The following is a 12,804-nucleotide window of genomic DNA, read 5'->3' as shown; positions in this document are numbered from 1 at the left end:
CCGGCGCCCGGGCGCGGCTCACCACTGCCCCGCGTCCAGGTCCACGCCGAGCGCGGCGGCGCAATCGCGGCCGCACCGGGCGAGTTCACGCAGCCGCTCGGGCCGCATCCCGGCCTCCAGGGCGGTGTGCAGGAGGTTCGCCATCGAGTGCTGCGGATCGGCCGAGAGCGCGGCGTCCAGAGCAATCCCGGCGAACGGGCCGTCGCCCCGGACGTAGGCGAAATAACCCAGCAGGGTGGCTGTTTCGGCCCGGTCCGGACCGTCGAGGGCGCGGGTCAGCCGCAGCCAGATCTGTTCGGCCGCCGCCGCGTGCGGTGTGGCGGCGAGCGCGAACATACTGTCGCGCAGTTCCCGGTCGCGTAACGCGACGGCGAGATCCGCGAGTTCCCGGGCCTCGAGTTCGCCGCCGGATTCGGCGCCCGCGATCAACCACAGCACGGTGGCCAATTCCCCACGCAGGAACCCGATCGGGTCGCCACGCCTGGCCGCCGCCGCATAGCGGTCTTTGGCCCGGGACTTCGCGGCGGTGAGTTCGGCCGAAACGCCGGCGCGCAATGCGGTGTCGGCGGCGATCAGCGCGGTCAGTTCGTCGCGGCTGCGCCGCACCGGCCGCCCGTCGAGCACACGGTTCAGCGTGACCCTCGAGGCCGCCGGATCGGCGATGAGACCGCGCTCCCCCGGGTCGGTGAGGCTCCACCAGCGATGACCGGCACGGATAACCGATGCCGCCCAGGCAGCTCGCACCGGAACCGCCGCGGACGCCAGACGCCGCTCCAGTTCCGCCAATACCGGAACAGGTTCCGCGACCGCGTTTTCCGGCTCCACCAGCTCGTCGTCGACAAGTACGGCGAGCACCCCCACCACGTCCGGCCGGGCGCAGACCCGTGCCGCGGCCGCGGCCACCGTGGCGGTATCGGCCGGCCGCCGGGCCGCCGGACGCAGCAGATCGAACCGCACGACGAGATCGATGACCGCACTGTGCGGGGCCTCGGGCCCCGCGCAGAGAACGGCCAGGATCAATGAACGCTCCGGGCAGAAACCGAGCATGGCGGGAATCGCCGCGATGAGATCTCCCGGATCGTCCAGCCGGGCCGGGCGTGACCGGGCGAGCCAGTCGTACTCGCCGGCCACGCCCTCGGCACAGCGCAGCAGGCCCCGGACGGGCGGCCGGTCACCGGGCTCGGCGTGAGCCGCGCCACGCCGGGCAGCGGGGGCCGTCGCCGCCACCGGCCGGGCGGTGAAGGCCCGCGCCGTCGGGCAGCGGCCGGGGCGGGCGGGCGAGGCCGGCGGCCGACCCGGACCCTCCGGGATCGGTGGCTCGGATGCGCCGGTCGTTGCGAGGGGAGGCGGGGAGGCCGAGGCGGCTGCGGGTGTCATGGACCGATCATGCGGGCGGCGGCAGGACAGATCGACACCGTGAACTGGGCGAATGCCGCGGAAGAAACAAGGCTGTGGATAACTTCGGGCTGTGGACACGGCCGCGGCCCGTCCTCCCGGGAGCAGGGCGTTTCCGAGCCACCGGGGCGAAAATCGGCACAATCGCGCGCGGGCTGTGCAACACTCCCTGCGTCCGCCGGCCACTGAACACCCCGATGCGGCATCGAGGCCGGTCGGGGCCGGGAATTCACCGGCGGCGCCCGCTGTTGTCATCACCGAGCGCCGAGAAGCGGCCGCGTGTGGCCGTTCATCGTCATGGGGGACAATGGAGCGTGATTCGCGGCTCGCGGCGCGGCAGCGGACACCCAGCCATGACCCGGCCCGCCGACGGATCGCGCAGGAAGGAGTACGCGATGGACTACGAGTCGCGAATGTACGAACTGGAGTTCCCCGCTCCGCAGCTGTCGTCCGACGACGGCTCGGGGCCGGTTCTGGTACACGGCCTCGAGGGTTACTCCGACGCGGGCCATGCCGTCCGGCTGGCGACGACGCATCTGCGGGAGAGCCTCGAGAGCGAGCTGGTCGCCTCGTTCGATGTCGACGAGTTGCTGGACTACCGCTCGCGCCGCCCGCTGATGACGTTCAAATCCGATCATTTCGCCGACTACGCCGAACCCGAACTGAACCTGTGGGCGGTGCGCGATACCGCGGGCACACCGTTCCTGCTGCTGGCCGGTATGGAACCGGACCTGCGCTGGGAGAAGTTCACCACGGCGGTGCGGCTGCTGGCCGAGCAACTGGGGGTACGCCGCAGTATCGGTCTCAGTGCGATACCGATGGCGATCCCGCATACCCGCCCGCTGGGCGTGACCGCGCATTCCTCGAATCGCGACCTCATCCCGGACAACCAGCGCTGGCCGGGTGAACTGCAGGTGCCCGCCAGCGCGTCCACGCTGCTCGAGTACCGGATGGCCCAGCACGGCCACGAATCGCTGGGGTTCTCGGTGCACGTGCCGCACTATCTGGCACAGACCTCGTATCCCGAGGCGGCCCAGACGCTGCTCGAACACCTCGGCGAGAACTCCGGGCTGCAGTTCCCGCTCGCCGCGCTGGGCGAGGCGGCGGCCCGGGTCCGCGAGCAGGTCAACGAGCACATCTCGGGAAACGCCGAGGTGGAGACCGTCGTGCAGGCGCTGGAGCGGCAGTACGACACCTTCGTCACCGCCCAGGAGCGCCAGTCCAGCCTGCTCGTCGGCGAGGGCGAACTGCCCAGCGGTGACGAGCTCGGCGCCGAATTCGAGCGCTTCCTCGCCGAACAGGGCGGCTACACCGACGACGACGAGCAGAACTGATCGTGGCGATCACCGGCATACGCCCACCGTGCCGGTGATCGATGCCGGGCAGGCCGTAGGGTGTCCGGGGTGGATCTGACCGAACTGCTCGAGATACCGGGAACCGACGCCGACGCGTTGTACGAGTCGTTCGCACTATGGGCAGCCGATCAGGGCACGCCCCTGTATCCCGCGCAGGACGAGGCGCTGCTGGAGCTGGCGTCCGGCTCCCATGTCATTCTCGCCACCCCGACCGGCTCGGGAAAGTCGCTGGTGGCGGTGGGCGCGCATCTGTTCGCCCTGACCGGCGGCCGCCGCACCTACTACACCGCCCCGATCAAGGCGCTGGTCAGCGAGAAATTCTTCGCGCTGTGCGAGATATTCGGCGCGGAACGGGTCGGCATGGTGACCGGCGACGCGGCGGTCAACCCGACCGCCCCGATCATCTGCGCCACCGCCGAGATCCTGGCCAACCTGGCTCTGCGCGAGGGGCCGCAGGCCGATATCGGCCAGGTCGTGATGGACGAATTCCATTTCTACGCCGACCCCGACCGCGGCTGGGCCTGGCAGGTACCGCTGCTGGAACTACCGCACGCACAATTCCTGTTGATGTCCGCGACGCTCGGCGAGGTCGATTTCTTCGCCGCGGACCTCGAACGGCGGACCGGCCGCAGCGCCGCGGTGGTGGCCGGTACCGAACGCCCGGTGCCGCTGAACTTCTCCTATGCGCGCACCCCGATCACCGAAACCCTGACCGAATTGGTGACCACTCACCAGGCCCCGGTCTATGTCGTGCATTTCACCCAGGCCGCCGCACTGGAACGAGCGCAGGCGCTGACCAGCGCGAATTTCGCGAGCCGGGCGGAAAAGGACGCGATCGCCGAGGCGCTCGGCGAGTTCCGGTTCTCCTCGGGATTCGGCCGGACCCTGTCACGGCTGATCCGGCACGGCATCGGCGTGCACCATGCGGGCATGCTGCCGAAATACCGGCGGCTGGTGGAGAAGCTCGCGCAGGACGGCTTGCTGAAAGTGGTGTGCGGCACCGACACGCTCGGGGTGGGTATCAACGTACCGATCCGCACCGTCCTGCTCACCGGGCTCACCAAATTCGACGGAGTCCGCACCCGGCGGCTCAAGGCCCGGGAGTTCCATCAGATCGCCGGCCGCGCCGGGCGGGCGGGATACGACACGATGGGCACCGTGGTGGTGCAGGCCCCCGAGCACGAGATCGAGAACACCCGGCTGCTGGCGAAGGCCGGTAACGATCCGAAGAAAATGCGGAAGGTACAGCGCCGTAAACCACCCGAGGGTTTCGTCTCGTGGAGCGAGGAAACGTTCCAGCGTCTGGTCGCCGCCGCGCCCGAGCCCATGGTGTCGCGTTTCGCGGTGACCAATTCGATGCTGCTCAACGTGATCGCGCGCCCGGGTAACTGTTTCGAGGCGATGCGTCATCTGCTGGAGGACAATCACGAACCGCGGCCCGCGCAGCGCCGCCATATCCTGCGGGCCGTCCGGCTGTATCGCGCACTGCGCGACGCCGGCGTCGTACAGCAGCTGCCCGAACCCGACGAGACGGGTCGCTACGCCCGCCTGACCGTCGATCTGCAGCGCGATTTCGCCTTGGACCAGCCGTTGTCGCCGTTCGCGCTGGCCGCCTTCGAACTGCTCGACAAGGAATCCTCGAATTACGCGCTCGATATGGTGTCGCTGGTCGAGGCGACCCTCGAGGATCCGCGCCAGCTGCTGATGGCCCAGCAGCACAAGGCGCGCGGCGAGGCGGTGGCCGAGATGAAGGCCGAGGGCATCGAATACGACGAGCGGATGGAACTGCTCGAGGAGATCACCTGGCCGAAACCCCTCGCCGACCTGATCGAGGCCGCCTACGAAACCTACCGGGCCGGGCACCCTTGGCTCTCGGAATTCGCGCCCGCCCCGAAATCGGTGGTGCGCGATATGGTCGAGCGGGCGATGACCTTCACCGAGCTGATCTCCTACTACGAGCTCGCCCGCTCGGAAGGAGTGGTGCTGCGCTACCTCGCCGACGCCTACCGGGCGCTGCGCCGCACCGTCCCGGAGGCGGCCCGCACCGAGGAACTGGACGACCTCACCGAATGGCTGGGCGAGCTGGTCCGCCAGGTCGATTCCAGTCTGCTCGACGAATGGGAACAGCTCACGGGCGCGGGCGCCGAAACCGATGCCGAGCAGATCGCGTTCGGCGCCGAAACGGTGCGACCCATCACCGCCAACGAGCGCGCGTTCAAGGTGATGGTGCGCAATGCCATGTTCCGCCGGGTCGAGCTCGCCGCCCGGCGCCGCTGGGACGAACTCGCCGAGCTTTCCCCGGGGCCGGATTGGGAAACCGACCTGGCACCCTATTTCGCCGAGTACGACTCACTCGGCACCGGACCCGACGCCCGCGGCCCGCAACTGTTCCGGATCGAGCAGCGACCCGGTTTCTGGCAGGTACGCCAGACCCTCGACGATCCGTCCGGCGATCATGGATGGGCGATAATCGCGACCGTGGATCTGGCCGAATCCGATGCCGCGGGCGATGTGGTGTTCGACGAGGTCACGGTGGTATCCGGTTGACCGCCGGCACCGAATGCGGATGAGTGAGGTCGAGAGGTCGTGACGGCGGAGTTCACCGGCCGGCATGTGCTGGCCGAGTTCGGCGGGGTCGACAGCGCGCTGTGCGACGACCGCGACAGGCTCGAGGCCGCACTGCACGGGGCGCTGACGGCGGCGGGCGTCACGATCTGCGAGATGGTGGGAAAACAGTTCGCTCCGCACGGTGTCACGGTGCTGGCACTGCTGGCCGAATCGCATGCCTCCCTGCACACCTATCCGGAGTCCGGCGATATCTTCGTCGACGTCTTCACCTGCGGGACCGCCGCGGGCAGCGCCGAAACCGTCGCCGAGCACCTGCGCGCCGCGCTGGCACCGCGCCACGTCCGGATCTCGACCGTGCTGCGCGGCCGGGCCGCCGAACCGGCCGAGCCGAACCCGCCAACCGAGCCGGAGCCGGCGGCTGAGCCGGATTCGGCGGGTGCCCGCACAACGTTCCTGCCCGCGCAGCACGGCTCGCTGTGCGCGCCGGCCGCCGACCCACTCTGAAACGAGAAGCCAGTACGCCGAACCGAGCGCACCCGGCGAATCCGCACTGTTCATCCCGGCCGGCGCAGCTCGGTCGCGCGCCGGCCCAGTTGCTCGGTCCCGGCCGGGCAGCTCAGCCGAGCGCACCGGGCAGCAGCATGTACGCCATGCCCAGGTCCATGACGACGTGCGGCAGGACCCCGGCCGGCCATGCGCATCCGGCGGCCGCCGGATGCGCCGCCCACCACAGGCGGCCGCCGGACCGCGCGGTTACCGTCACCGCGATCGCATCCGCCAGGAACACCAGGGCGAGGATTACCGGCACGGCACCCGGCTCCGCACCGTGCCCTCCGGCGGAATGCCCCGACATGGACACCAGCATCACCACGGCCGCCAGCAAGTGGTAACCGAGCGGGCCGGCGTCCCCCGGACGGGTCCGGTCCCGTCCGGCGAGCCGGCCGGCCAGTAGCAGGGCGAGGACCAGCGTCATCGCCAGCAGCACACCGTGCAGGGCATGGGCATGTGGCGCGGTGGGGAACAGCACCATGACAAGCATCACGGCGCACATGAGCAGATGCGCCGCGTCGGCTTCGTGATCGCCGGCCGGGCCGGCGCAACCGGTGGTGGTACACCGCGCACCTGCGTGCACCGGACGGCGCGCCACCCGGGTCAGCACCAGCGCACCCGCGATCAGGAAGGCCAGCGCCGCACCGGCCCGGACCACAGCGTGGCCGGAAACGAAATCAACCATGCCACACTACCTTTCACGAAGGACGCGCCCCGGACATGGTCCCACGACGCCGCCGGCCCGGGAACGGTTTCGGGCGCCGAAACCCCGGCCCACGCTCACGCCGCGCGCGACAACCCACCGGACCGACCGAAGCGCGCGGCACCGGCCGGCAGGCATCCCGCCGCATCCCCGGTGGCGCCGGGCCGTATCCGGCCGCGACCGCCGAGGGCGGCGACTCTGGACTTCGTTACCCTGGTCAACGCAATGACCAGGACTGCCGTCACGCACCGGGAGCTTCGTACCCGGTTGGCCTCACTCACCCTCCGCGACGAACATCGGCTGCGTAAACAGCTCGACCGGGGTCGCGGTGGCGATCTCACCCGGATCGAATCGGAGATCACCGCCGCCGAACAGCGGGTCGCGGCCCGTCGCGCCGCGCTGCCCGCCATCACTTACCCGGAACAGCTTCCGGTGACGGCGCGGCGCGCCGATATCGCCGCCGCCATCGCCGCGAACCAGGTGGTGGTCGTCGCCGGGGAGACCGGGTCGGGCAAGACCACCCAGATCCCGAAGATCTGCCTGGAACTGGGCCGGGGTATCCGCGGCGCGATCGGGCACACCCAGCCCCGCCGGCTGGCGGCCCGTACGGTCGCGGAGCGGATCGCCACCGAGCTCGACACCGAGCTGGGCGACGCGGTCGGCTATACCGTGCGCTTCACCGATCAGGCCGCCGAGCACACCCTGGTCAAACTGATGACCGACGGCATCCTGCTGGCGGAGATCCAGCGCGACCGGCTGTTGCGCGCCTACGACACGATCATCATCGACGAGGCGCACGAACGCAGCCTCAATATCGATTTCCTGCTGGGGTATCTGAAGCAGCTCTTGCCGCGGCGGCCGGACCTCAAGATCATCATCACCTCGGCCACCATCGACCCCGATCTGTTCGCCCGGCATTTCGCCGACGCGGCCGGTAACCCGGCGCCGATCGTGGAAGTCTCCGGGCGCTCGTATCCGGTCGAGATCCGGTACCGCCCGCTCGCGCTGCCGGCCGTGGCGGATACCGAGGACGACGAGGACCGCGCGGTGGACCGGGATCCGGTGGACGCCATCTGTGATGCCGTGGTCGAACTGTTCGCCGAGGGCGACGGCGATGTGCTGGTGTTCCTGTCCGGCGAGCGGGAGATCCGCGATACCGCCGACGCCCTGGCCGACCTGAAACTTCCCCGCACCGAGATCCTGCCGCTCTACGCGCGGCTGTCGGCGGCCGAACAGCATCGCGTCTTCGCCCCGCACAGCGGGCGGCGGGTGGTGCTGGCCACCAATGTCGCCGAAACCTCGCTGACGGTGCCCGGGATCCGTTATGTCGTGGACCCCGGCACCGCACGGATCTCGCGATATTCGATGCGGACGAAGGTGCAGCGGCTGCCGATCGAGCCGATATCACAGGCCTCCGCCCGGCAGCGTTCCGGCCGCTGCGGCCGGGTGGCCGACGGTATCTGTATCCGCCTGTACTCCGAGGACGATTTCGACGCGCGGCCGGCCTTCACCGATCCGGAGATCCTGCGCACCAACCTCGCCGCAGTCATCCTGCAGATGACTTCCCTCGGGCTCGGCGCGATCGAGCGGTTCCCCTTCGTCGAAGCTCCCGACAACCGGGCGGTCCGCGACGGCGTCGCCCTGCTCGAGGAGCTGGGCGCACTGGTCCGGCGTGCGCCCGGGTCGGGCGCCGCGCACTCCGGCGGGGACGGGGAATCCGCGGACACCGGCCCCGCCGGCGACCGCGCCGTCGCGGCGACCGGCGACGAGGCCGGCACACCGGCGGCCGGAACACCGGACCCGGGGCAGAACGGCGAGCCGGGACGCCGGGTCGAGAGACGGTCGGAATCCGGCCATACACTCACCCCCACCGGGCGGGAAATGGCACGGCTGCCCGTGGACCCGCGGATGGGCCGGATGCTCGTGGAGGCGCACCGCACGGGCTGCCTGGCCGATGTGCTGGTGATCGTGGCGGCACTGTCGATCCAGGATGTCCGCGAGCGACCGGCCGATCAGCAGCAGGCCGCCGATACCGCGCATGCCCGATTCAGCGTGCCGAATTCGGATTTCCTGGCCTATCTGCGGCTGTGGGAGTACCTCTCCGGTCAGCGGCGGGCCTTGTCGGCCAACCGGTTCCGCCGGATGTGCCGGGAAGAGTTCTTGCACTATCTGCGGATCCGGGAGTGGCAGGACCTCTACGGTCAGTTGCGCACCATCACCAAAGGCATGGGCTGGTCGCTCCACGATCGCAGCGCCGAAGCGGGCTCGCCCCGGCCGGTCCGGGGTGAGAACGCCGACGCTCCCGCCCGTTCCCGGCGGCGACGCGGCGACCGTCCGGGGAAGCCCGCAGGGGACTCGGGCGGCGGCGGTGGCGAGATCGCAGTCGTCGCGATCCGGGCGCAGGGCCCGCGCCCGGTCGACGAGATGACTCCGGATACCGACCCGTGGGATCCGACCGCGATCCACCAGGCGCTGTTGTCCGGGATGTTGTCGCATATCGGTGTCCGCGAGGCCGAATCCCGGGAATTCCTGGGCGCGCGCAATGCCAAATTCATGATCTTCCCCGGCTCGGCGCTGGCCAAGAAACCGCCGCGCTGGGTGATGGCGGCGGAGCTGGTGGAAACGTCGCGGCTGTGGGGCCGGATGGCGGCGCGGATCGAACCCGAATGGGCCGAACGGCTCGCCGGGGATCTGGTGAAACGCACCTACTCCGAACCGCACTGGTCGTCGAAGCGCGGTACCGCCCGCGCCTACGAACGGGTGACCCTCTACGGTGTCCCGCTGGTCACCGGCCGGCCGGTCGACTACGGCCGGATCGATCCGGAAATCACCCGGGAGCTGTTCCTGCGGCATGCCCTCGTCCAGGGCGAATGGCAGACGCGGCACGAGTTCTTCCATCGCAACCGTTCGCTGCTCGAGGATATCGCCGACCTGGAGCACCGGGCCCGGCGGCGCGACATCCTGGTCGACGACGAGGTGCTCTTCGAGTTCTACGATCGGCGTGTCCCGGCCGATATCGTCTCGGTCCGGCATTTCGACACCTGGTGGAAAACGGCCCGCCGAGAGGACCCGCACCAGCTCGATTTCACCATCGACGCCGTGGTCAACGAAGGCGCCGACCGGCTCGACCCGGCCGCGTTCCCCGACACCTGGCGCCAGGGCGAGCTGTCCTTCCCGCTCACCTACCAGTTCGAGCCGGGACAGGCCGACGACGGTGTGACGGTGCGGATTCCCGTCGCTCAACTGGCCCACGTCCGGGCGGTCGGCTTCGATTGGCTGGTGCCCGGTATGCGCGCGGAACTCGCCGCCGGCCTGATCAAGACTCTGCCCAAACACCTGCGGCGGGCCGTGGTACCGGCCCCGGATTTCGCCGCGGCCGCGCTCGCGGCACTCACTCCCCGCGCGGAGCCGTTGCGCACCGGACTGGCTCGGGAACTCACCCGGCTGGCCGCAACACCCATCGCCCCGGCCGATCTGGACCCGGCGGCGTTACCCGACCACCTCCGGATGACCTTCGCCGCCGTCGATACCGACGGCCGGGTCCTGGATACCAGCAAAAGCCTCGCCGAGCTCAGAACCAGGCTGTCCGACCAGGTTTCGGCGTCGGTGGCCGCGGCCACCGCGGGTGCCGAGCGGGCACCGGCCACCGTATGGACCTCGGAATCGCTGGGTGCGCTGCCGGCCACGGTGCGCCGGGAGGTCGGCGGCCAGCCGATCACCGGGTATCCCGCCTTGGTTCCGGAAGCCGGCGGTGTGGCGGTCCGGGTACTGAAAACACCCGCCGAACAGGCGCGCGCCATGCGCGCCGGGACCCGCGCCTTGGTGCTGGCCGCGATCCCGACCTCGGTGCGTGCGGTCACCGCGGGCCTGTCACCGGCGGATCGGCTGGTGCTGAGCCAGAATCCGTACGGCTCGGTGGACGCACTCGTCGAGGATTGCCGCGCCGCGGCCGCCGACCAGCTCATCGCCGCCGCCGGCGGACCGGTACGCGACCCGGATCGATTCGATCGGCTCGTGGCGGCGATCCGGCCGAAATTCAACGACGTGGTGGCCCGCCTGGTCCGCCTGCTGGTTCCGGTGCTGGCCGCGGCCCATGAGGTTTCGGCCGCGCTCCCGGGGGTGCGGGAATCCGATATCGCCGCCGATGTCCGCGATCAGCTGGCAGACCTCGTTTTCGACGGATTCGTCTCGGAGTGGGGCCCGGGGCGGTTGCGGGAACTCCCCCGCTACCTCAGGGGCGCCGCCGAACGGCTGGCGGCACTGCCCGGTTCGGCCGATCGCGACCGCCGTGCCATGGCGGAGGTCGACGCGGCGGTCACCGTCTACAACCAGTTGCTCGCCGGATTACCGGAATCGCGGCGGTCCGCGCCGGAGGTCACCGAGCTCTGGTGGATGATCCAGGAACTACGGGTCAGCCTGTTCGCGCAGCGGCTCGGCACCCCGTATCCGGTGTCGGTGAAGAGGATTCAGAAGGCGGCCGCCGCTATTCGGCGCTGATCACAGCCGACGCCGTGCGGTTCCGGGTGCTCCGGCCCACGGCACCGAATCCCTCTGCGGCTGTGCGGTGCGGAGGAATCGACCCGATGCGCGGGGCTCCGGAGTCTCCGGTCCGGTAAGAGTGCCCTGGTCTTCAGCACCGTCGCCGCCGGACCGCAGCGGCCGGTCGGCGCATATCCCGCCGACGTCGCAGAGAGCCGACCCGACTCCTACACGACCACATACGTACAGCGGGTGCCCCGGCGAACGTTGTGCAACGCCGAGCGGATACCCACCCGGCGGCTGCACCGGATCACTCGCCGCCGACTACCGCGGCACGCGCCCGGCGGATCTCCCGGATCTCGCGTTCGAAATCCTCGGCCGAGGTGAACGATCGATACACCGAGGCGAAACGCAGGTACGCCACCTCGTCCAACTCGCGTAGCGGCCCGAGTATCGCCAGGCCGACCTCATGGCTCGGCACCTCGGGCGATCCCTTGGCCCGCACCGCGTCCTCCACCTGCTGGGCCAGCAAGTTCAGCGCGTCGTCGTCGACCTCGCGGCCCTGACAGGCCCGGCGCACCCCGCGGATGACCTTCTCCCGGCTGAAGGGTTCGGTGACCCCGCTGCGTTTGACGACCGACAGGATCGCCGTTTCCACGGTGGTGAAGCGACGGCCGCATTCGGGGCATGAGCGTCTGCGGCGAATGGCGGCGCCCTCGTCGGCCAGTCGCGAGTCGACGACCCGGGAGTCGGGGTGTCGGCAGTACGGGCAATGCATCCGGGGTCCTTCGTCGCTGCGAACGCTCGCGGCCGAACCGGCGGCGGTCGCGGGTCCGGCGAGCGCTGGCACCGGGTGGCTGCCCGGTGCCGGGTGGGCCGGTGGCAGGCACCGGCTCATCTGCATAACACATCGAGGATACCGGCACGGGGTGTGCCGTGGTTTCGCTCACCCCGGGACCGCGCCTGGACCCGGCCACGAGCTACCGGATCCCGGATCCCGCGCCGGCGGCCGGCGGCACCGCCACGGCCGGTATTCCGGCCGGAACGGGGGCAGGTTGGGGTTCGGGTGCCCGCAGATGCGCGAGGGCGAGGAAACCGGTCACGACGGCGGCCGTGATCACTGCCGTAAGGGCCGTCGCCGCGAAACCGGCGCGGGCGCGCTGGACGAGCTCGTCCGGAACAGGCGCGACCGCAGGGCCCCGGCGAGCCGGGGACCGCACGGGTTCCACGCGGGCAGCGGCGCGACGACGGCCTGGTGCGCCCGCCTGCGTGCCGGAACGCGATCCCACTACCGCACGACCGCCGGACCCCGCCGCCGGCCGTGCCATCCCGGTACAGGGCCGGGCGGCACGGCCGGCGACCGGCATCGGTGACCCGCCACCATCCGGATGCCCCGTTCCGGTCTCCCCCGGCGGGATCGGAACGAGTGCCGGACGTGCGGTGGCGTCTTCCCACGCACCGGTGCCGGTCACGCTGATCGCAGTGTTCATCGGATGGACCTCCGTGCTGGTCGCTTCGCGGAACCTCGGCTGGATTCGATCAAATGTTCGACGAACTGATGTTCGAATTTCTACCATGCGAAGGAGCCGTTGTCAGTAGCAACGCCGGACATACCTCGAACAGATGTTTGATAGATCGCAACGCTCGGACTAGATTCACTGCCACGGTATGAACTTCGGGCACCTCCGGCGCGGAGCCACCACCAGGAGTGGTCCGCCGGACGCGAAGACCGACGAGAAAGGGCGGTTGTGGTGA

The 12,804-nt window shown here is 70.2% G+C and carries 7 protein-coding genes; 4 read left to right on the top strand and 3 right to left on the bottom strand.

Annotated features, from left to right (window positions below; genetic code table 11):
* Positions 1-18: 18 nt before the first annotated feature.
* A complete protein-coding gene (locus tag ACQEVO_RS05845) occupies positions 19-1,377 on the bottom strand; it encodes a DUF4192 family protein (protein WP_432909575.1) in 1,359 nt (452 codons plus the stop codon).
* A 413-nt stretch (positions 1,378-1,790) separates the two neighbouring features.
* Here ACQEVO_RS05845 and ACQEVO_RS05840 point away from each other — a divergent pair, with 413 nt between their 5' ends.
* From ACQEVO_RS05840 to speD, 3 genes are all read left to right on the top strand, one after another.
* Positions 1,791-2,729 carry a PAC2 family protein gene (locus tag ACQEVO_RS05840; RefSeq protein WP_432909573.1) on the top strand — a complete coding sequence of 313 codons (939 nt, stop codon included), beginning with the start codon at positions 1,791-1,793 and terminating at the stop codon, positions 2,727-2,729.
* Positions 2,730-2,822: 93 nt separating this feature from the next.
* Entirely contained in the window at positions 2,823-5,297 is a 2,475-nt protein-coding gene (locus ACQEVO_RS05835; RefSeq protein WP_432922388.1) for a DEAD/DEAH box helicase, read from the top strand.
* A 39-nt stretch (positions 5,298-5,336) separates the two neighbouring features.
* A complete protein-coding gene (gene speD / locus ACQEVO_RS05830) occupies positions 5,337-5,822 on the top strand; it encodes an adenosylmethionine decarboxylase (protein WP_432909571.1) in 486 nt (161 codons plus the stop codon).
* 112 nt (positions 5,823-5,934) lie between these two features.
* On the opposite strand, the gene ACQEVO_RS05825 is transcribed toward speD, so the two are convergent.
* Positions 5,935-6,552 (bottom strand): DUF5134 domain-containing protein, encoded by a 618-nt coding sequence (locus ACQEVO_RS05825; RefSeq protein WP_432909569.1) that lies wholly within the window; start codon positions 6,550-6,552, stop codon positions 5,935-5,937.
* Positions 6,553-6,795: 243 nt separating this feature from the next.
* Here ACQEVO_RS05825 and hrpA point away from each other — a divergent pair, with 243 nt between their 5' ends.
* Complete coding sequence (hrpA, locus tag ACQEVO_RS05820) at positions 6,796-11,067, top strand: ATP-dependent RNA helicase HrpA (protein WP_432909567.1); 4,272 nt, start codon at positions 6,796-6,798, stop codon at positions 11,065-11,067.
* A 292-nt stretch (positions 11,068-11,359) separates the two neighbouring features.
* On the opposite strand, the gene nrdR is transcribed toward hrpA, so the two are convergent.
* On the bottom strand, positions 11,360-11,827 hold the full coding sequence (gene nrdR, locus ACQEVO_RS05815) for a transcriptional regulator NrdR (RefSeq protein WP_432909564.1): 468 nt from the start codon (positions 11,825-11,827) through the stop codon (positions 11,360-11,362).
* Positions 11,828-12,804 lie beyond the last annotated feature (977 nt).

The sequence above is a fragment of the Nocardia sp. CA-290969 genome (assembly GCF_050936135.1).
Lineage (GTDB): Bacteria > Actinomycetota > Actinomycetes > Mycobacteriales > Mycobacteriaceae > Nocardia.
Note: the sequence above shows the minus strand (reverse complement) of the source record. Positions and strands in the feature narration are given on the sequence as shown.

Bases quoted from the DNA above. Each gene is read 5' to 3' on its own strand.
- ACQEVO_RS05845 (WP_432909575.1), bottom strand. From the start codon at position 1,377: ATGACACCCGCAGCCGCCTCGGCCTCCCCGCCTCCCCTCGCAACGACC.
- ACQEVO_RS05840 (WP_432909573.1), top strand. From the start codon at position 1,791: ATGGACTACGAGTCGCGAATGTACGAACTGGAGTTCCCCGCTCCGCAG.
- ACQEVO_RS05825 (WP_432909569.1), bottom strand. From the start codon at position 6,552: ATGGTTGATTTCGTTTCCGGCCACGCTGTGGTCCGGGCCGGTGCGGCG.
- hrpA (WP_432909567.1), top strand. From the start codon at position 6,796: ATGACCAGGACTGCCGTCACGCACCGGGAGCTTCGTACCCGGTTGGCC.
- nrdR (WP_432909564.1), bottom strand. From the start codon at position 11,827: ATGCATTGCCCGTACTGCCGACACCCCGACTCCCGGGTCGTCGACTCG.